At 27.9% G+C, this 19,658-nt stretch carries 21 protein-coding genes; 5 read left to right on the top strand and 16 right to left on the bottom strand.

The annotated features are described in order from the left end of the window. The first annotated feature begins 1 nt into the window (after position 1). Positions 2–676 (top strand): response regulator transcription factor, encoded by a 675-nt coding sequence (locus CRV01_RS08275; RefSeq protein WP_258238372.1) that lies wholly within the window; start codon positions 2–4, stop codon positions 674–676. After that, complete coding sequence (locus CRV01_RS08280; RefSeq protein ID WP_129007739.1) at positions 673–1,893, top strand: ArsS family sensor histidine kinase; 1,221 nt, start codon at positions 673–675, stop codon at positions 1,891–1,893. Before CRV01_RS08275 ends, CRV01_RS08280 begins: the two co-directional genes overlap by 4 nt. On the opposite strand, the gene CRV01_RS08285 is transcribed toward CRV01_RS08280, so the two are convergent. The 8 genes from CRV01_RS08285 to dsbD form a co-directional block, all read right to left on the bottom strand. Continuing rightward, positions 1,877–2,302, bottom strand: coding sequence for a hypothetical protein (locus tag CRV01_RS08285; protein WP_129007740.1), 426 nt, complete (start codon positions 2,300–2,302; stop codon positions 1,877–1,879). The two genes, CRV01_RS08280 and CRV01_RS08285, sit on opposite strands and share 17 nt — an antisense overlap. A gap of 9 nt (positions 2,303–2,311) precedes the next feature. Next, positions 2,312–2,998 (bottom strand): SDR family oxidoreductase, encoded by a 687-nt coding sequence (locus tag CRV01_RS08290; protein ID WP_129007741.1) that lies wholly within the window; start codon positions 2,996–2,998, stop codon positions 2,312–2,314. Continuing rightward, positions 2,995–3,444 carry a D-aminoacyl-tRNA deacylase gene (dtd, locus tag CRV01_RS08295; protein ID WP_129007742.1) on the bottom strand — a complete coding sequence of 150 codons (450 nt, stop codon included), beginning with the start codon at positions 3,442–3,444 and terminating at the stop codon, positions 2,995–2,997. Before dtd ends, CRV01_RS08290 begins: the two co-directional genes overlap by 4 nt. Next, positions 3,441–4,715 carry a P-loop NTPase fold protein gene (locus CRV01_RS08300; RefSeq protein ID WP_129007743.1) on the bottom strand — a complete coding sequence of 425 codons (1,275 nt, stop codon included), beginning with the start codon at positions 4,713–4,715 and terminating at the stop codon, positions 3,441–3,443. The genes dtd and CRV01_RS08300 overlap by 4 nt, the downstream gene beginning before the upstream one ends. Positions 4,716–4,881: 166 nt before the next feature. Beyond that, the gene (locus CRV01_RS08305; protein ID WP_129007744.1) at positions 4,882–5,487 is read right to left on the bottom strand and encodes a hypothetical protein; all 606 of its coding nucleotides are present in this window, start codon (positions 5,485–5,487) and stop codon (positions 4,882–4,884) included. Next, on the bottom strand, positions 5,477–6,415 hold the full coding sequence (locus tag CRV01_RS08310) for an aminotransferase class I/II-fold pyridoxal phosphate-dependent enzyme (protein ID WP_129007745.1): 939 nt from the start codon (positions 6,413–6,415) through the stop codon (positions 5,477–5,479). Before CRV01_RS08310 ends, CRV01_RS08305 begins: the two co-directional genes overlap by 11 nt. Beyond that, positions 6,416–7,015, bottom strand: coding sequence for a MarC family protein (locus CRV01_RS08315; protein ID WP_129007746.1), 600 nt, complete (start codon positions 7,013–7,015; stop codon positions 6,416–6,418). 59 nt (positions 7,016–7,074) lie between these two features. Then, positions 7,075–8,835, bottom strand: a complete 1,761-nt coding sequence (gene dsbD, locus CRV01_RS08320; RefSeq protein WP_129007747.1) for a protein-disulfide reductase DsbD — start codon at positions 8,833–8,835, stop codon at positions 7,075–7,077. 168 nt (positions 8,836–9,003) lie between these two features. Between dsbD and CRV01_RS08325 the strand changes: the two genes are divergently transcribed. Next, on the top strand, positions 9,004–9,360 hold the full coding sequence (locus CRV01_RS08325) for a rhodanese-like domain-containing protein (RefSeq protein WP_129007748.1): 357 nt from the start codon (positions 9,004–9,006) through the stop codon (positions 9,358–9,360). Positions 9,361–9,377: 17 nt separating this feature from the next. Here CRV01_RS08325 and CRV01_RS08330 read toward each other — a convergent pair whose 3' ends face one another. The 3 genes from CRV01_RS08330 to CRV01_RS08340 are packed head-to-tail and all read right to left on the bottom strand — an operon-like array spanning position 9,378 to position 13,013. Beyond that, complete coding sequence (locus CRV01_RS08330) at positions 9,378–9,611, bottom strand: hypothetical protein (protein WP_129007749.1); 234 nt, start codon at positions 9,609–9,611, stop codon at positions 9,378–9,380. Between the two features lie 53 nt (positions 9,612–9,664). Next, positions 9,665–12,169 carry an EAL domain-containing protein gene (locus tag CRV01_RS08335; RefSeq protein WP_129007750.1) on the bottom strand — a complete coding sequence of 835 codons (2,505 nt, stop codon included), beginning with the start codon at positions 12,167–12,169 and terminating at the stop codon, positions 9,665–9,667. Between the two features lie 37 nt (positions 12,170–12,206). Continuing rightward, complete coding sequence (locus CRV01_RS08340; RefSeq protein ID WP_129007751.1) at positions 12,207–13,013, bottom strand: phosphatidylserine decarboxylase; 807 nt, start codon at positions 13,011–13,013, stop codon at positions 12,207–12,209. 141 nt (positions 13,014–13,154) lie between these two features. Between CRV01_RS08340 and CRV01_RS08345 the strand changes: the two genes are divergently transcribed. Then, complete coding sequence (locus CRV01_RS08345) at positions 13,155–13,394, top strand: hypothetical protein (protein ID WP_129007752.1); 240 nt, start codon at positions 13,155–13,157, stop codon at positions 13,392–13,394. A 12-nt stretch (positions 13,395–13,406) separates the two neighbouring features. Here CRV01_RS08345 and CRV01_RS08350 read toward each other — a convergent pair whose 3' ends face one another. The 5 genes from CRV01_RS08350 to CRV01_RS08370 all read right to left on the bottom strand — a co-directional run bounded on the left by CRV01_RS08350 (position 13,407) and on the right by CRV01_RS08370 (position 18,511). Further along, the gene (locus tag CRV01_RS08350) at positions 13,407–14,531 is read right to left on the bottom strand and encodes a murein transglycosylase A (protein WP_129007753.1); all 1,125 of its coding nucleotides are present in this window, start codon (positions 14,529–14,531) and stop codon (positions 13,407–13,409) included. A gap of 55 nt (positions 14,532–14,586) precedes the next feature. Beyond that, positions 14,587–14,889, bottom strand: coding sequence for a hypothetical protein (locus CRV01_RS08355; RefSeq protein ID WP_129007754.1), 303 nt, complete (start codon positions 14,887–14,889; stop codon positions 14,587–14,589). 10 nt (positions 14,890–14,899) lie between these two features. Then, complete coding sequence (gene dnaK / locus CRV01_RS08360; RefSeq protein ID WP_129007755.1) at positions 14,900–16,792, bottom strand: molecular chaperone DnaK; 1,893 nt, start codon at positions 16,790–16,792, stop codon at positions 14,900–14,902. Between the two features lie 323 nt (positions 16,793–17,115). Next, on the bottom strand, positions 17,116–17,709 hold the full coding sequence (grpE, locus tag CRV01_RS08365; RefSeq protein WP_129007756.1) for a nucleotide exchange factor GrpE: 594 nt from the start codon (positions 17,707–17,709) through the stop codon (positions 17,116–17,118). Between the two features lie 10 nt (positions 17,710–17,719). Then, a complete protein-coding gene (locus CRV01_RS08370) occupies positions 17,720–18,511 on the bottom strand; it encodes a heat-shock protein (RefSeq protein WP_129007757.1) in 792 nt (263 codons plus the stop codon). Between the two features lie 194 nt (positions 18,512–18,705). On the opposite strand from CRV01_RS08370, the gene CRV01_RS08375 reads away from it, so the two are divergent. Further along, entirely contained in the window at positions 18,706–19,656 is a 951-nt protein-coding gene (locus CRV01_RS08375; protein ID WP_129007758.1) for a TAXI family TRAP transporter solute-binding subunit, read from the top strand. Positions 19,657–19,658: the final 2 nt, after the last annotated feature.

Below are 19,658 nucleotides of genomic sequence, written 5' to 3' on the forward strand. Positions count from 1 at the left end.
TATAATACAAGTACTAATGATAGAAGATGATTTAGAACTAGCTCAAATCATCACAGAGTATTTAGCCTCACAAGACATTGAAGTAACAAATACAGATAGCCCATATAATGGGCTATCTATGTTAAATCTAAAAAAATATGAATTAGTTATATTAGACCTTACTTTGCCGGAAATAGACGGATTGGAAGTTATTCCTAAAATTAGAGAAAAATCTGATATTCCTATTATTATTTCAAGTGCAAGGGATGATATCCTTGATAAAGTAATGGGACTAGAAAGAGGAGCAGATGATTATCTTCCTAAACCATATAATCCAAGGGAACTTCAAGCTAGAATCAAAGCTATTTTAAAAAGAATTGGTGGAACTGAAAAGAAAAAAGAAGAAGAGAAAAAAAGTGACTTCATACTAAAAGAAGATGATATGCAAATCATTTTTAAAGATGAATCACTTAATCTTACTCTTGCAGAATATGATATTTTAAGACTTCTTATTCAAAGAAATGGTGCAGTTATTGCAAGAGAAGATTTTATCTATACTAGTGACCATATTGAAGATGACAGCAGTTTAAAAAATATTGATGTTATGATTTCAAGAATAAGAACAAAAATAGCTAAAATAGATGACTCTAAAACATATATAAAATCAGTACGTGGAATTGGTTATCAACTAGTATGATTCGAAATATTTCTATCTCTGCTTTTATCAATACTATTTTTATTTTGGCTTTAATTGCTGTTTCTATTACCTTTGCGATTTTTATAAAGCTTGATAAGCAAAGATACAATATCACTATGCAAAAAAAATATGAACTTGTAGCAGAAAATATACTTAAATCACTTGAAAGTAAGCCTAACAATGCTGGTGTGAAGTTTATTATTGAACAGTTTAAAATGGTTCAAGTTGATAAAAAAGAACTAAAACTAAAAATCATAAACAATGGAAAACCCTTGATTTTAAGAGATACTCTTGATGGAGTGTATAGAATTATTAGCTTAGATGACATTTTATATATTTATGTTCAAAGAGATGGTTATAACTTGATGATAAAAGATACTCAAAGTTATACCTATAATCTCATGATTATTTCCCTTGCTATTGCTATTTCTCTTGGTGTACTTTTTTTACTATATTATATTTTAAAAAGAAAACTAAAGCCTCTTAGAAGACTAAATAAAGAGATTAAGAAATTCTCAGAAGGCAATTTTAATGTAAAAATCAAATCAAATAGTAGTGATGAAATAGGAACTATTGCAAAAACTTTTGATGAAGCATTAACTCATATAAACAATCAAAGAAAATCAAAAGATTTATTTATGCGTAATATGATGCATGAACTAAAAACACCAATTACAAAAGCCATGTTTATAGCAGAGACTTTAGAAGATGAGAGAAAAAGAGATATGCTTCAAAAAGCCTTTCATCGTATGGACGATATCATCAAAGAACTTGCAATGGTTGAGAAACTAACTTCAAGTAACACTTTTGTGTATAAAGAACTAACTTCATTTTTCAAAATCTATACAAAGACTTTAGACATAGCTCTTTTAAGTCCTGATAAAATAAGTTCTAAAATAAAAGACTTTAATCTAAATGCAGATACAGGAATGCTTTCTGTAGCTCTTAAAAACCTCATTGACAATGCAATAAAGTTTTCACCAAATTCACATGCAATATTAAATGCGAACAAACATAGAGTAGATATTATTTCAGAAGGTGAACCTTTAAAAGAGAGTCTTGAATACTACACAGAACCTTTTTCTCAAGAAGAGAAAAGAAGTGATGGTTTTGGTTTAGGTTTATATATTGTAAAAACTATTGCAAATTTACATGAATTTAAATTAGTTTACAATCACAATAAAGGCAAAAACATCTTTTCTATTTTGATAGATTAACATTTTTCATTGCCTCAAACCAGTTTCTATTAAAATTCTTTTTAATATACCTTTCTTTGTGTGGGACTAAACATCCTGCGCAGTTTTGATGGATATAATCTTCCCCTTCAAACTGGGCACCATCTTTTGAATCAATGCTACAATAGGAATACAAGGTTTTTCCTTCTTGTTTTTTTACCCCATCATCATCAAACCTAAAGTTAGGACAGGCACAGAAGTAACAGTTTAACTCATCATAATCATGACACTTTTTATTGTCTTTGTACAAAGGACAAAAGTCAGGTTCATTTTTTACCATATTTTCAAATTTGAAATATGCTATAACCTCATCTTTAGTTTTGTCTTTTAGCTTTTCCATTATCTTTGCATGTTTGTTTCCATGCTCTAAATACCACTGTTTATATGTCATTTTCTCTTCTTAAATATATATCATTTTTTTTGTCATTCCACCATCAATAGTAAAATTACTACCTGTTATAAAACCTCTATTTTCTAATAAAAACTTTACTACATCAACTATATCTTTTACACTTCCAACTCTTCCTGATAAGTGTTGTTCCTTATCTTCTTTTGTTGGAATATACTCTTTACTTGTATTTATCCACCCAGGACTAATAGAGTTTACTTTTATCTCTTTTGATAAAGAGTTTGCTAAAGCATGAGTCAAAGAACTTATGCCTCCTTTTGAAGCACTATAAGCCTCTGTTCCCTTTTCAGACATAATAGCTCTTGTAGAAGAAATATTTATAATATGCCCTTTTGATTTTTTTAATCTTTTTGCAAACTTTTTTGATAGTATATACGGTGCTCTTAAATTTGTATTTAAAATTTTATTCCACTCTTTAATAGTTTGCTCTTTTAAAGGTTTGTGTGTAAATATTCCAGCATTATTTATAAGCGCATAAATATTATCATGGTTATTTTTTATATTTTTAATAGTTTCTAAAAGCTCTTTTTTTGAACTCAAATCACATGAATAAAACTCTACACCTTTTATATCATTTTTCTGAATATCTATATTTATAATCTTGTATTTTTTTCTTAAAGCTTTGGCTAATGCTCTTCCAATACCATTTGAAGCGCCAGTTATAATTATAGTTTTCAATTTAACTCTTTACTATCTATTATAAATGTAACTGGACCATCATTTTGAATACTTACATCCATATATGCTCCAAATACTCCGCTTTGTACTTTTATACCTTGATTTGCAACTGTAACTTTAAACTCTTCATAATATTCATTTGCTATTTGGGGATTTTCACTTGCATCAAAACTAGGTCGTCTTCCTTTTTTGATATTTCCTGCAAGGGTAAACTGAGAGATAATCAAAGCTTCTCCCTGTACATCTAAAAGTGATAAGTTCATCTTGTCATTTTCATCTTGGAAGATTCTAAGATTTACTATTTTGTTTACTAGCTTTTGAATGTCCTCTTTTGTATCACCTTTTTTAACTCCAAGTAAGATATTTAATCCTTGTTTTATTTGCCCTACTATTTTATCCTCTACTTTTACAGATGAAGATTTTACTCTTTGAATAACTGCTATCATTTATTTTCATCCTTGATTAAAATACCTGTTTCTATGAAGTTGCTTATTTTATTAAAAATATCTCTTTCTGCTTCATTTTTACTTTCTATTAAACTATCAAAATCTAATTTTTTAAAATAAATAAAACTCTTCACTAAATTTTTATAGTCTTCTATAAAATCTTGAATTTCTGCACTATTATCAGCATAATCTGATTTTTTATTTCTTTCTCTTTCTTCTATGGCAACAATATTCTTTAAATGAACTATATTATCAGCCTCATTTATATATGAAGATAATCTATCTATTAATGAAATATTAGAATTTATAGAAAAATTTAGTTCATCTGGATTATTACCTACTATTTTTGAATAATCAAGTTCAAGATTAGCTTGAATTCCTTTTATATCTTTATCTTTGATATATGCATAGAATATATGGTGATTCAATATGAAATTTATATTTACTAATATAAAATATTTAATAAAGCTTTCACTTTTTCCAATATCACTTTTTTCTATCCACTCTAAAAGATTATCTAATACTTGAATATATATTCTTGCATTTAGTTCTTCTGTTTCTTCTATTGTTTTAAGTATTAGCTCTCTATGCTTTTCTAAGTCTTTATACTTTTCTTTACTATCAAATATTAAATTAAACAACTCTTCTATACTTGGATTATAGTACAAGTATTTTGATACAGTTTTCTCTTTTACATTTGAGAAAATATCTTTCTCTTTTCCTTCAAATACATCATCGTTTAGGATAATCACTATCTTACACCCAAAGTTTAAAGATAGTTGTGTAATAAAACCAAAAAGGTCATTTAGGTCTATCTCTTTTGATTTTCTTTCAAAATCATCAAAACAAATTATTCCACCATTGTTTAATCTTGATAAAGCAACTCTTTCTATATTATCTTCTTGTTCTTCTCTTAAACCATTTGCAATTTTCTTTGAACCAAATCTTTTCATTCTTTTTGTAAAAGTTGAAAAACCGTTAGTTACAAAGTTCTTCCCACCAATTGCATCATAGTAAACTTGTGAAAAAATATCATTTTCTATCTCTTCAATTGAGCTTTTACCATAAAGGCTAATATATGAATAAACTTCTCGTTTCTTTTTTAACTCTTTTTTTAATTCTTCAGTAGCAATCTTTTCTTGCCAAAAATGAGTCTTACCACTTCCCCATTTTCCTGATAGCATGATTACCTTGCCATTGTTATCATCACTTCTTAAATAACTATTTTCGCTACCTACTAAATACTCTTCTAAAACTTTTTGATTTGCCATATTTCTTCTTTTTTATTTCGTATATAATATTTTACAATATAAAAATAAAAGAACTAGTTGTGTGTAGATTCAAGGCGCTGATTGTTTTTCTTGATTGAACTTACTTAAAGTAAGTGATTGAAAGAAAAATAATTAGCAACGAAGAAGATGCTTACAAATTGTTCTTTTATTTGTACTCCAAACTTTCTATTACCAACTTCTTATTCTTAAAGGGATCAATTATCGCTTCTATCTCTTCTAATTTATACTTCAAAGGAAATCCTATTTTAGAGTTTGTTGCTGTTGTTTCTAGTTTATAATAAGCTTGCGCATTTACATAAAGAGCTTTTTTATTTGCTAACTTTTCATTTAATTTTACTATTACAAAAACATGCTTTGGTACAAATACAAAATATGATTCATAGCCTTTTGTTTTAAGTAGTGAGATAAGCAAGTTTGACTTATCATCACAGTCTCCAAAGTTTTGATCTACTACATGTTTGGGACTTCTAGCTACACTTTTATTCACTTTATAAGGAATTCTTGTCACAAAATCAAGCATTGATTGTACTTCACAAAGCTCATTTCCTAAACAATTTTTTGTAAGAAAATTTGAGAGTCTTTTAGTGTAATAATCTTGTCTAACTTGATTTACATAAGTTGCTCCATCTATACTTATGAATTGATTTTTAACTATAAAAAATGATTTAAATAAAAAGGTTATCAAAATAGCAAAAAATAGTACTGAAACTATAACTGCAATTTTATTTGCTAACTTACTATCAAAAAGCATTTAATGCCTTTTTTAAGCCTTTTATATTATTTAAAGATCCCACATAGAAGCTTACAAAATACTCATCTATAAAATCATACTCTAAACAAGAATTTATCATAACTCCATATTTTTGGATTTGCTTTTTAAACTCATTTGAGTCAATATCTTTAAGTCTTATTAAAAGTGAGTTAGAATTACTTTGAAACATAGACTCTACAAATTTATGTTCTTGAAGTATTTTTTCTAACTCTATTCTATTTTTGATATATATTGAGTTTGTTATAGTTGCAAATTTTTTATCTTTTAAAGCCTCTTCTAAATACTTTATTTCAAAGCTTGATATCTTATTTTCAGGTTCATATTTCCGTAAGTTTTCAATACTCTTTTCATTTGCAAAAACTGTTGCAATATTTAGATTCTTTCTTGCGTAGAATTTACTTAAATCTTTTACTATAAATAGATTTTCAAAATCTGCTAGATATTTTATACATGAGCTTTTTCCACAAAAATCAATTAATGTTTCATCTATAATAATTTTCGCATTTTTACTTGCCCAATACTCAAAAAGTTTATCAAGCTCATAAAAAGTTCCATCTAGAAAAGAAGGATTCATAAAAACTACTACACTATCATCTTTGATTGGCAAAAATATATTTTCAAATCTATTAATTAACCTTGTTTCATAACCTAAGTTATTTGAAGCTTGTTTATACTCCAAGTTACAAGGAGAATAGATATAACAAAATTTTGAGTTTAAATATTTTAGAAGTGAATAAATAGAAGAAGAGAAGCCATTAAAAAGCTCGATATTTGTTTTCTTGATTTTATATCGTTGTTCAAGCTGTGATAAAAGAGATTGATAACAAGTACTTTCATCACATACTTCATTAAAATCAATTTGTATATCTGGCTTTAAAAAGTTAACTTCACTTCTAAAATCAAACATCTACAAACCTAAAAAGTTCTTTATTCCCGTAAATACAATTTGAGCAGATAAGGCTGCTAAAAAAAGTCCAGTGATTTTTGAGATTACAAGAAGTCCTTGTTTTCCAACTAATCTTTCAATAATAGAAGATGAATAAAGCATTATTCCTATAACTACAATTGCACATATAAGAGCAAGACTTCCTAAAACCATAGAGCCATTTGTATTAAAACCAGCACCCATTACAAGTAAAACCCCAATAGTTCCAGGACCAATTGTAATTGGAATAGAAAGAGGTACAACAGCTAATTCTTCGATATCTTTTTGTTCTACTTTTTGAGTATCTTTATTTCCTTTGATTAACTCTACTGCTGAAAGAAATAATAAAGCCCCTGCTCCAATTCTAAAGGCATCTAAAGTGATACCAAATACTGCAAAAATATATTTACCAAAATAAAGCAGTATTAAACTAATTATAATAACTGATAGTGTTACTTTAATAGCTAATGCTCTTTTCTGAGAAGAGCTTGCATCACTTGTAACTGTTAAAAAAACTGATAACACAAAAAATGGTGTCATAATAAAGAACATCTTTAAAAATGTCGAAAAGAATAATTCCATTATACTTCCTAAAAATTATTAAGGAAGTATAACAAAATATAGTTTTATTTATTTTAGAATTATTTAAAGTTTTTGTTTATAACTTCTAAAAACTCTTGTGGATTTTTATATCCGATTATTTTAGCTGCTTTCATTTCTTGATTATTTTCATCAAAGAAGATTAAAGCTGGTGGTCCAAATACTTGGAATTTTTTCATTAAAGCTTTATCATCATCTGTATTTTTTGTAACATCAGCTTTTAAAATAGTAAACCCTTCAAGTACTTTTAAAACCTTTTCATCTTGAAAAGTAATATTATCTAACTCTTTACAAGATACACACCACTCAGCCCAAAAATCAAGCATAACTGGCTTAGTTGAAGCTTTTATTTCTTGATCTAATTCTTCAAGATTCTTAATTTTTATATAATTCAAATCAGTAGAATATGTTGATACAACTTTTGAAGAAGTGAACTTTTCAAGAGGTTTTAAAACATTTGTTGCACCACTTATTGCTCCAATGAATGTCGCTGCTCCATAAATAAGTAATACTACTGCTAAAAGTTTCACTAAAATATGTTCAAAAGTTTTGATAAACAGTCCCGCTCCTAGGAATAATAATGCCCATAAATACATTATTAACGTAGGATTTAGAACTCTATCTAGCATCCAAACTGCAATTGCAAGCATTACAATACCAAATACTTTTGTAACTTGTTCCATCCAACCACCTGGTTTTGGCATAAACTTACCAGCTCCAAGTCCTATTAAAAGTAGAGGAACTCCCATACCTAAACTCATTACAAATAAAGCAGCTCCACCTAATATAGCATCACCTGTTTGACCAATGTAAACTAAAGCTGCAGCAAGTGGTGGTGCTACACAAGGACCAACTACAAGTGCTGAAAGGAATCCCATCACAGCAACACCAAAGACACCTTGTTTTTCTTTTCCTTCTGTTGTTTTATTTACTTTTGTTTGTAAACTTTGTGGCAACTCTAATTTAAAGTATCCAAACATAGAGAAAGCCAATACTACAAAAATAAATGCAAATGAAACCAATACATATGGATTTTGTAAAGCAACTTGTAAATTTGCACCAAATAGCCCTGCTATAACTCCTGCAATTGTGTATGCTAAAGCCATTGCTAAAACATAAACTAAAGATAAAAAGAAACCTTTTGAAGCTGTTAATTTTTCACTATCACTTGCTTTTACTATAATAGATGAAAGAATAGGAATCATTGGGAAAACACAAGGAGTTAATGATAATAAAAGTCCAAAGCCAAAGAAAGTAGCTAATACTAAGATTGCACTTTTATCTTTAAGTGCATTTACAATTGAATCGCTCTCAGAAATATTTTCACTTTCTACTGTTTTATTAGTAGCTACTTCTTTTTTAACTTCTTCATTTTTTGTAGTCTCTAATTTTGAAGCTAAATTTACAGAAATAGTTTCACTCATTGGTGCATAACAAAGTCCTGCTTTTGAACAACCTTGGAAATTTAATTGAATTTCATAATTATCTGATTTTATTTCTTGTTTTAATACTGAAAAAGGAATATCTATAGAGATTTCATTAAAGTGAACAATAAACTCATCATACTGTTCTGGTTTTGGCATATTAAGTTTGGAAGTTATCTCTTTTTTTTCTGGTTTTGTAATTAGAACTTTTAATTGCTCATCATAAAGATATATATCTTTACCAAGTTTTATATTTGCAACAATTTTATCTTGTTGCTCTTCTAGTTTTACTTTAAATGCATCTTGTGGCTCTAAAAATGACCTTTGAATAGAAAAAGCATACACAACCATAAGCATTAATAATAGTATTTTTTTCATCTATAGTATTACCTTATTTAAATATTATTGACATTATAATCAATTTATGTGAAGTATTTGTTTATATATGGATTATAACTTTCTTATATTTTCGAATTATAATTAAATATTATAAAATATTTGATATTTATTAGTTATTATTTTAATTATTAATTATAAGGAATACTAATGAGTGAAATTATTGATTTACCTGTAGATGAAGTTGAAAAACTGATAAATGAAGATGTAATAATGATTGATATTAGAAGAGAAGATGAATTTAAGCATACGGGAATTATCAAGAATTCACACAAAATGACTTTCTTTGATATGTTTGGAAACTGTGATGTACCAACATGGCTATCTCAATTTGAAAAATTAGTTAAATCAAAAGATCAATTAGTTGTTTTAATCTGTGCTCATGCAAATAGAACAAGAGTTGTGGGAGATTTTTTAATACAAAATCATGGATATACAAATATTGCACATTTAGAAGGTGGTATGGCTAATTGGTTAGACCATAATAAACAAACAGTTTTTAATTAATATGTGCAAAGAAGAGATTACTCCTCTTCTTCTTTTTTCTTTGCACTTGCTTCTTGTAAAATCTCAATTACATCATCTAAATTTGCATAGGGAATATGTGACTTCCACTCAATATCTTTTCCGTTTAATGAGATACCAATACTTACAACATCTGGCGTTCCCTTACCATATGGTTCAGAAACATTTGAAATAGAGATAATACCTTTTTTTGTTCCATTTAAAGGAAGAGTTCCTAATTCTGTAGTTGCCATGTGTAATCCTTTTTTTAATTTTATAAATTTTACTAAAAATAACTTTTATTTAGTTAAAAAAGAGGTGCTGGTTCACCTAAATAAAAACCTTGATACTCATCAGCACCTAGTTCTTGAAGTATTTTATAAACTATTTCATTATGAATAAACTCAACAACTACAATTATGTTTAAAGATTTGCAAAAATCAATTATTGATTTTACCATTTCATAAGAGGTTTGATCTTTATCTATATTTTTAATTAAAGAACCATCAATTTTTATATATTCTGGTTTTATATTTAAAACATGAGTAAAGTTAGAATATCCTGTTCCAAAATCATCTATTGCAAATTTTATACCCTTTTCTCTAAAAGTTAATATAAAATCATCTAACACTTTATGGTCTGAAATAAAGTCACTTTCAAGTATCTCAAAAACAACTCTTTGCCTTTGTTCTTTGCTTAAAAGCTTTACTTCTTTTTCAATGAAATCCATAAAATCTAAGTTTAATATATCGGAAAAACTGATATTTACAGATACAATTTCTGCTATTTTATCTAAATTATCAAAGGCTTTTTTAATAACTATTTGATTTAATTTAAAATACTGTTTTGTTTTAATTGCTACATCGAAAAAGTTCCCAGGAGCTAAAAAATGTTCTTTTCCATCTACAGTATCTTTTATCCTCATAAGAGTTTCATACTTAATTAATTTTTCATCTTTATTAAATATTGGTTGAAAAAATGGAATTACATTATCATTTTCTATTGCATTTTTAATCTTATCTTTCCAGTGCATCATTTTTTTGATATTTTCTTTTACATCAATATTTTTATTATAAACAACAGTTCGTTGTGAAGTTTGTTTTGCTTTGTTTAAAGCAGTATTTGCGCATTTTACAGGTTGGGTTTGAGAAATTGAAGTACCAACTGTAACTGATAGGTATAAATCTACACCTAACCCTTCTATTTTAAACTCTTTAATAAATAATTCATGTATTTTATCTATCATTTTTTCATAGGCTAAAAATCTAACAATATTTGTATCTTTTAAAGCAAAAATATCCCCATTTACTCGATATAAACTTAATCCATGTTCTTTTGCAAAATCCTGTAGTCTTTTAGTTATTTTAATTAATAGTTCATTTCCTATTTGAAAACCATAAAGTTCGTTTATATCATCAAAATTATTTATATCTATAAAGTTTATTGCAACAAACTCTTCATCTTTGATACTTTCAATTAAACACTCTCTATTTTCTAAACCTGTTAAATCATCATAATAAAGTCTTTTTCTAAGTTCTTCTGTTCTTTCTTCAATTTTTTCTTCTAGATTTTTTGTATTTTCTTGAATTGAATCTAGCATTCTATTAAAGTGATTTGCTAAAACACCTAATTCATCATTACTTTGAACTATTGTTCTTACTTCTAAATTTCCTTCTTCTACTAACCTTGCATTTTCTGATAAGTCTTTAATAGGTTTTAAAAGTTTTTGTAAAAATACTATTGCTATAAAAAGTACGATTAGAAGTAGAATTACTGATAAAGTAATTAACATTGAATCAATTTCTTCGACTTTTTTCTCTAAATCTTTTTTATAAACAGAAGAAACTATATACCAACCAAAAAAATCATTATGTTCTACCCAAGCAAGTTTTTCATAAATAAAGTTTTCTGGGTCTTCTTTTGTATTCCAAGTATATTTCCAGACTTCTTTGCTTAAAGAAGCTTCTTTAAGCTCTTTTGCTAGCTTAGAAACATTAAGATATTTACCATATTTGCCTAATGCTAAAGAGTCTCCAATAAATGATTTATTTGGATGAGCGATAACTCTAAGCTCTTCATCCATGATAAATATATCTCCATGTCCTTCCATAAAAAGAGTTTCAATTAAAGGCGTAAGCTTTTGGATTGCTTTTTCTTTTTGAGCATTTATTTCCATTTGAATATTTGATTTAGCAGTAGTTGAAGATATTATAATATCAAAAGGCTCAAAATAAATACTGTGCACAATCTTTTCTGAAACTATATCTGAGTTTAGTTTTTTCCAAGAATAACTACTATAAGTCTCTTTTTCTTCTATTGCATTTTTTATTATTGTAGGAGCAAACACTTTACCCTTGGCATCTTTCAAGTCATAAATATTTCTTCCAATATTGCTTTTTGTTGGATGAAATAAAACATTACCTTTAAGATCAATAATATATAAATAAGCTTCATCAGAATAATTGATTTTAGAAATAATAGAAAAGGCTTTTTTTAATACTTCTTCTTTTGAGTAGCTATTTTCTTCATATTCTTTATAATAGTCTTCAAAGATATTATAAGCAAAATAAGAAAGATCTCTTATTTTTTGTCTGTACTCTTTTTCTTTGAAGGTTTCAAACTCATTTATTTGTTCTTTTTTTGAATTTACAATATAAGATATTTTTTCAAGTTGTGATTTAACTTGATTTTTTTCAAAATTAAATAGATATTCTGTTATTTTGGGTGAAATAATAAATGTTATAAAAAATAGATATACTGAGATAATAAGAATAAAAATTGCGCCTACTTTTAAGAAAATCTTATTTTTCATATTCAGTAACCTTTTTTATAATAAAGTATTTATTGTATTAGTTTTTTTGGCAAATTTTTTGCCCATATTTTATAGATTGACCTATTAAACTTTCTAATTCAACAAATCCTTTTTCCCAAAACATTACTACAGTAGAACCCATTTTAAAATAACCAAGGCAGTCACCTTTTTTAATTATTTTATCTTCATATTCATAAATTTGTATATCTCTGATTTTTGTATTAGTCTCAACTTTTGGTTCAAATTCAAATACCATTTGACCAACATTTAGTGCTCCTACAAAAACCATATAAAATAGTTTGTCTTCATGAATACACTCTAAAATAACTCTTTCATTCTCTGCGAATAAATCTATTTGTTTATTTAAATATTTTAAGTTTACTGGATAAAGTTTTCCTGGAACATGAATCAATCTTTTAACTTCAAAATCACAAGGTGAATGATATCTATGGTAATCCCTTGGTGATAAATAAAAATTCATATATTTACCATCTACAAGTTTTTCAAAATTATTTGCGCAATTATAAGTTAAAAGCTCTTCAAAAGAGTATTCCATTCCTTTGATTTGTAAAGCTAAATCTCCTTTTACATCTCCTGCTTGAGTAATTAAACTATCTGTTGGAGAAATAAATACATTTTCATCTTCATTTATTTGTCTTGCAATTGATAATTCTCTTGTAAAAAGATCATTTAGCGATTTATAAAATTTTTCATTTCTAAATTCACTCATATCTAACTTCATACTTTTCACATATACTTTATTAATAAATTTTTGAATAAATGATGGAAACTCTGTTTTTGCAAACTTTCCAAAGTATTGAGAGATAATATTTGTAATATGCATTTTTGCCCTTGTCTAGTGTAATATATATATTTTATCTAAATTATACTTGATTTTTTAAAGCAATTTTATAAATGATTATTATAAGTCTATTTAAATTTTTTTTTGATAATCTTCAAAAAAATATTATAGGGAGAACTTTTAATGCATAAAGTTATTGTAGAAAAAGAGTGTGGTTGCTTTAAAAGAAGTGATTTACAAAACAACTTAGAATTTAACTCAAAAGACGATGCTTTAAGTAAAGCAATTCAAATGAAAAACCAAATGAATTTAGAATTTTGCAAAAAACATGAATTTGATTTAGTAGAACATGGAAACAATTTTGTTATTGATTTTAGACAAGAAGCTCCATCTTCATGTTGTGGTTCAGGATGCTGTAGTTAGCCAAGTAAATAATTAATTTTTATTATTACTTGGTACAAACTCTTTAGGAACAAGGATTGTAAGCCTTCCTTGTTCTTTCATGCCACCTGCATAAAGCTCTGCATGATTTCCACTTCCATAAAAGAAATCAGCTCTAATTTCACCTTTAATTGCTCCACCAACATCTGCTGCAACCATAAGTCTATTTATTTTCTCTTGTGTTACTGAATTTTTTGTATTGATAAATACAGGCATTCCTAAAGGAATATATTTTCTATCAACAGCTAGATTTCTTCCCGGTGTTAATTCAGTTCCTAATGCTCCAGTTGCCCCTTGGCTTCTTTTTGAGAAGAAAATATAACTTTCATTTGCATATAAAACCTCATCAACTCTTTGGGGATTATCTTGCAAATAAGCTTTAATACCTTGCATTGAAGCTCCATAACCTTGTAAAACACCTTCTTGTAAAAGCATTCCACCTATTCCTTTGTATTTATGCCCATTTTGGTTTGCATAACCTACATTTAAAATTTCCCCTGTTTCTAGTTGAACTTTTCCAGAACCTTGAATATGTAAGAAAAACAAATCAAATCTATCATCTACATAACAAATAGCTTCTAAATCATCCCTTTCATTAATAGCTTCTCTATCATCATAAGGAATTATTTTATTACCTTTTAGTTTTCCTCTTAATCTATATTTTTTAAGCTCTGGGTAAACTGAAGATAAATCAACAATATACATGTCTTTTGGTGTTTTATAAATTGGGTATTTGTATTTTTCACTTTTTATTAAACTACCTTTTAATAAAGGTTCATAATAACCTGTGATTACACCAGTGTTTGTTTCATTATTATTATAAAGTTCATAAGCAACAAAGTTTTCAGTGAAAAATTTTGAACCATTTGTGTAGTCATTGGCTTTTGAGCAAGCTTCTTTAAAGAGTTCATATCTTTTTGCTCTTTTACAATCTTTTTTAAATACTTCTAAGGCATAGTTTAAATCATCTTCATAAAAACCTTCAATAGTATTTAAATCTACTTTTAAAACTTTTGCTTTTGATATTTTATTTAATTTTTCAAGTTTTAAAGGCTCTTTTTGAGAACATCCTGTAAAGAATAGAATTAAAAGAGAAATAGAAAGAATTATTGTTTTCATGCTTTGAAGTCCTACTAAGTTTTTGGAATTCTAACATCTAAAAGTTAATAAAAGATTACATAGAACAATTAGATGATGCGCTTAGGGAATAGACCTCTTTTAGTCCACATGTTTTGCAAGTATATTCAATATCATTAACCCCAGAACAACCATGATTTTTTAGTATTCTAGCAGAAATAACATCTACTTTAAAAGTGCTTCGTGTTCTTTCATCATAAAAGGTTTTAGCTTTGTCTCCACAAGAAGGACAAATACCTTTATTTAGTTTATCTACCCTTGAGTGTTTGTTTTTAAAATAGAGTAAAACAGAGAAGATTACTATTAAAAAAGTTAATAGTAAAAATATTAGAGTTTGCATGAAGTAGAGATTACTCTACTTCTGCATCGATAACATCGTCATCGTCTTTCTTAGCTTTTTTATTTGGTTGTGCACCAGCACCTGCTTGATCACCACCTTCTTTTTTATACATAGCTTCTGCTAACTTATGAGAAACTTCTGTTAAAGCTTTTACTTTTTCTTCAATTTGCTCTTTTGTTGCATTTTCATCTTTTAGAGTTTCCTCTAAAGCTGCTGCTGCATCAATAATAGCTTTTTTCTCTTCTTCAGAAACTGCACTTTCATTTTCTTCTAAAGTTTTCTTAGTTGAGTGTAATAATGCATCTGCTTGATTTCTTACTTCAATTACTTCTTTTCTTTTTGCATCTGCTTCTTTATTTGCTTCTGCTTCATTTACCATTTTTTCAATTTCTTCATCAGATAATCCAGACGAACCAGAAATAGTAATTTTATTCTCTTTTCCAGTACCTTTATCTTTAGCAGATACATTTAAAACCCCATTTGCATCAATATCAAATGTTACTTCAATTTGAGGAACACCTCTTGGAGCTGCTGGGATATCAGATAATTCAAACATACCTAAAGATTTGTTATCTTTAGCAAATTCTCTTTCACCTTGACCTACGTGAATTGATACAGCTGGTTGATTGTCTTCTGCTGTAGAGAATACTTGTGATTTTTTAACAGGAATTGTAGTACCTTTTTCAATCAGTTTAGTCATAACTCCACCAAGAGTTTCAATACCTAATGATAAAGGAGTAACATCTAGTAATAATACATCTTTTACATCTCCTCTTAATACACCAGCTTGAACAGCAGCACCAGCAGCAACAACTTCATCAGGGTTTACACCTTTATTTAAATCTTTTCCAAAGTACTCTTTAACTACTTGGTTAGCTTTTGGTAATCTTGTAGAACCACCAACCATGATTACTTCTTCGATTTCATTTTTATCTAATCCAGCATCTTTCATTGCAGTTTTAATGTGCTCTAAAGTCTCAGCAATTAAGTGCTCAGTCATAGATTCAAATTTTGCTCTAGTTAATGATTTAACTAAGTGAACTGGTCCAGCATTACCCATAGAGATAAATGGTAAGTTAATTTCTGTTGATTCAGCAGAAGATAACTCTTTTTTAGCATTTTCAGCAGCATCTTTTAATCTTTGTAATGCCATTTTATCTGTTTTGATATCAAATCCATTTTCGTCTTTGAACTCTTTTGCTAACCAATCAATAATAGCGTTATCGAAGTCATCACCACCTAAGAATGCATTACCATCAGTTGAAAGTACTTCAAATGTTCCATCACCAATTTCAAGAACAGTAACGTCAAATGTACCACCACCTAAATCGTATACTAATACTTTCTCTTCACCTTTTTTATCAAGTCCATATGCTAATGAAGCAGCAGTTGGCTCATTGATAATTCTTAATACGTTAAGACCAGCAATAGTACCCGCTTCTTGAGTTGCTTTTCTTTGTGCATCATTGAAGTATGCTGGAACAGTAATAACTGCGTCAGTTACAGGAGCACCTAAATACTCTTCTGCATCAGCTTTTAATTTTCCTAAGATTTTTGCAGAAATTTCTTGTGGAGTATAAACTTTATCAGCAATTTCAACTGCTGCTGCACCGTTTCTATTAACGATTTTGTAACCTACTTTTTCTTGTGCTTCTTTAGCATTCTCTTCGTCCATCATAAGACCCATAATTCTTTTTACAGAATAAATAGTTTTTTCTGGGTTTGTAATAGCTTGTCTTTTTGCTGGGTCACCAACTAATACTTCACCTTTATCAGTGAAAGCAACAATTGATGGAGTTGTATTTTTTCCTTCTTTATTAGGAATAACTTTAGCTTCACCACCTTCATAAACTGCCATACAAGAGTTTGTTGTACCTAAATCAATACCAATTACTTTACTCATATTAAATCCTTAATTTTATTTTATAAAATGAAGGAACCTAATCTTTTGATGTTCTTTAGCGCTTGAAATAAATTCAAGCTAAGAACCAATCTAAAGAGCAAACAGAAGTTTGCTTTGGTTGCCTTCAAAGTTTTTTATCTTTTATCTAATTTATCTTTTAGTTTAGAGACGTTACGGTCAATCACCTACATATCACTCAAAAGTTTTATTTTGAGGATAGTTAAAGGAGGACAATTAATTTAACGAAAGAGTTTACTTAGAGTAAATGACTTTGTTAAATTATGAAGTCCAACGCAAAAATATTCCAAAAGAAAACTTTTGGACTAATTTGCGATACTAACCATTGATGCTCTTAGAAGTCTATCTTTAAACTTATAACCTTTTTGCATCACTTGAACGATTTCACCTGTTTTATGGTCTTCACTATCTACTTGCATTACTGCATCATGGAAGTTTGGATCAAACTCACCATCTGTTTCAATTATTGAGATATCATGCTTCTCAAATGCTGTGTAGAAGTTTTTAATTGTTAATTCAACACCTTCTTTTAACTTAGCAAGTAGCTCTTCTGCTGGAAGCTCTTTTGCTGCTTCTTCTGCTGCAAGTGCCATTTCTAAAGTATCAATTGGCATTAATAAATCTTTTGCAAATTTTTCAGAAGCATAATCAATTGCTTGATATTTCTCTTTTTCTAATCTCTTTTTAATATTTTCAAAATCTGCATGAACTCTAAAGTATTTGTCTTCAGACTCTTTTAATTTTGCTTCAAGCTCTGCAATCTTTTCTTCAGCAGTTAACTCTTTTGCCTCACAAGATTCATCTTGATTTTCACAAGTTTGCTCTTGTTCTTCAACAGTTTGCTCAACTTCCTCTTGATTTACTTGCTCTTCGTTTAATTCTTCTTTATTTTCACTCAAAATATATCTCCTAACTCATATTTATTTTGTTATAAAAATACTCATAGTCCTTTGATAACTCACCAACTACTAACATTTTTATATTTTTATTTTCAATTTTACAACTATGACAAACAGCTATATAGCCTTGTGGAATAATATTATCAAAATAAATTCCTTCTTCTAAAGAATCAAGAATTCTTCCTTTTAAAAATCCATTAATACTTTTTTCATCATAATTATATTTCAATGATAAAGAGAAAAACTCTTTAGTATTATAAATATGAAAATTTTTGTTTTGTAAATGTTGACTTACTTTTTCATAGATTTCATATGCCCCAACTTGTTTTGAGATATTCACAATGTGAACCAACTCTAAACCTTGCATATCATTTAAAAATCTATACAGTGCATCAGAATATTTAACTGTAATTGCAAAAGAACTAAACTCTAAAATCATATACCTATTTTCAACATTTAAAATGTCATTTAAAGTATCTGACTTTTGTTCTTGAACAAAAACTGTGATTCCAAGCTCTTTTGAGAAATACTCAATTGCTTTTTCATCTACAAAATCAAGTTTAAAATCTAATTTATTACTCCAATATTGTTTTAAAGCCTCAGTGGTTGGAGTTCTACCTGAACTCACATGCTCTTGGGCTAAAAAACCTTCTTCTCCTAACTTCTTAAAATATCCTCTAATCGTTGCAGGAGAGTAAGCAATATCATACATTGATTTTAATTGTGTAGAACCAATTGGTTCTAAATGTTCAATGTATGCTTTTATTATTGAATGTAATAAATACTCTTTTTTATCAATCATAATTTACTCACTTTTAGCACTTGAATTCTCAAACTGCTAAAAATATTATACTATATGAGTGAGTAAATGTCAAGTTCTTTTTAGCAAAAGATTCATAAAAGTGCTAATTTTTCTGGATACCCCTTTTTTTGCCACTTTAGTTTGGTATAAAGTTAAAGTAACTATAATTAAATAAATAATTTTAAAGAGTTTAAATGAAAAAGATAATTGCTATTTTTGCCCTATTATCAGTTAAAATATCACTATTTGCTGCTGCTGAGTTTGTTACAATTGGTACTGGAAGTATTACAGGAACATATTATCCAACAGGTGGAGCAATTTGTAGATTAGTAAATAAATATAAAAAAGAAACAAGAATTAGATGTTCTGTTGAAGCAACTGGTGGCTCTGTTTATAATATAAATGCAATTAGCATGGGTGACTTAGATTTTGGTATTGCCCAATCAGATGCAGTTTATCATGCAATAGAAGGGAAAAAAAGTTTTAAAAAAAATCCCATGAAGAAATTAAGATCAGTAATGGCTATTTATCCTGAACTTCTTTCTCTTATAGTAAAAAAAGATTCAAATATAAACTCAATATATGATATAAAAAATAAAAGAATCAACATAGGAAATCTTGGAAGCGGAAATGAAACTACAGTTTCATATTTATTAAACCATTTAAATATCAAAAAATCTGAACTTGCATATGTTGGAAAATTGAAAGTTGGTGAAGCTCCTGATGCATTAAGAGAAGATAGAATTGATGGTTATTTTTATATGGTAGGACATCCTACAGCAAATATAAAAGATGCTGCAAGTTCTTCTAATATAAAGCTAGTTCCAATAGAGGGAAAAGAGATTGATAAATTTATTGAAAAAAACCCTTTTTATGTAAAAGGAAGTATTCCAGCTTCTTTATATAATGGAGTTTCTACTGCAACTGCTACCTTTGGTTCAAAAGCTGTTTTAATTACAAGTTCAGATGTAAGTAGTAAAGCAGTTTATACTTTAGTAAAAGCTATATTAGAAAATTTTGAAAAATTTAAAAAGTTACATCCAGTATATAGATATATAACAAAAGAGTCTTTACTTGAAGGATTAAGTGCTCCTTTACATGATGGAGCAATTAAGTATTATAAAGAGAACAACTTTATTAAATAAAG

This window comes from Arcobacter sp. CECT 8983 (genome assembly GCF_004118855.1).
GTDB lineage: Bacteria > Campylobacterota > Campylobacteria > Campylobacterales > Arcobacteraceae > Halarcobacter.

Coding starts and splice junctions, on each gene's coding strand:
- dsbD (WP_129007747.1), bottom strand. CDS start 8,835: ATGAAAAAAATACTATTATTAATGCTTATGGTTGTGTATGCTTTTTCT.
- dtd (WP_129007742.1), bottom strand. CDS start 3,444: ATGATAGCAGTTATTCAAAGAGTAAAATCTTCATCTGTAAAAGTAGAG.
- CRV01_RS08340 (WP_129007751.1), bottom strand. CDS start 13,013: ATGCATATTACAAATATTATCTCTCAATACTTTGGAAAGTTTGCAAAA.
- CRV01_RS08335 (WP_129007750.1), bottom strand. CDS start 12,169: ATGAAAAATAAGATTTTCTTAAAAGTAGGCGCAATTTTTATTCTTATT.
- dnaK (WP_129007755.1), bottom strand. CDS start 16,792: ATGAGTAAAGTAATTGGTATTGATTTAGGTACAACAAACTCTTGTATG.
- CRV01_RS08345 (WP_129007752.1), top strand. CDS start 13,155: ATGCATAAAGTTATTGTAGAAAAAGAGTGTGGTTGCTTTAAAAGAAGT.
- CRV01_RS08375 (WP_129007758.1), top strand. CDS start 18,706: ATGAAAAAGATAATTGCTATTTTTGCCCTATTATCAGTTAAAATATCA.
- CRV01_RS08370 (WP_129007757.1), bottom strand. CDS start 18,511: ATGATTGATAAAAAAGAGTATTTATTACATTCAATAATAAAAGCATAC.
- CRV01_RS08325 (WP_129007748.1), top strand. CDS start 9,004: ATGAGTGAAATTATTGATTTACCTGTAGATGAAGTTGAAAAACTGATA.
- CRV01_RS08305 (WP_129007744.1), bottom strand. CDS start 5,487: ATGCTTTTTGATAGTAAGTTAGCAAATAAAATTGCAGTTATAGTTTCA.
- CRV01_RS08280 (WP_129007739.1), top strand. CDS start 673: ATGATTCGAAATATTTCTATCTCTGCTTTTATCAATACTATTTTTATT.
- CRV01_RS08315 (WP_129007746.1), bottom strand. CDS start 7,015: ATGGAATTATTCTTTTCGACATTTTTAAAGATGTTCTTTATTATGACA.
- CRV01_RS08350 (WP_129007753.1), bottom strand. CDS start 14,531: ATGAAAACAATAATTCTTTCTATTTCTCTTTTAATTCTATTCTTTACA.
- CRV01_RS08285 (WP_129007740.1), bottom strand. CDS start 2,302: ATGACATATAAACAGTGGTATTTAGAGCATGGAAACAAACATGCAAAG.
- CRV01_RS08355 (WP_129007754.1), bottom strand. CDS start 14,889: ATGCAAACTCTAATATTTTTACTATTAACTTTTTTAATAGTAATCTTC.
- CRV01_RS08330 (WP_129007749.1), bottom strand. CDS start 9,611: ATGGCAACTACAGAATTAGGAACTCTTCCTTTAAATGGAACAAAAAAA.
- CRV01_RS08310 (WP_129007745.1), bottom strand. CDS start 6,415: ATGTTTGATTTTAGAAGTGAAGTTAACTTTTTAAAGCCAGATATACAA.
- CRV01_RS08300 (WP_129007743.1), bottom strand. CDS start 4,715: ATGGCAAATCAAAAAGTTTTAGAAGAGTATTTAGTAGGTAGCGAAAAT.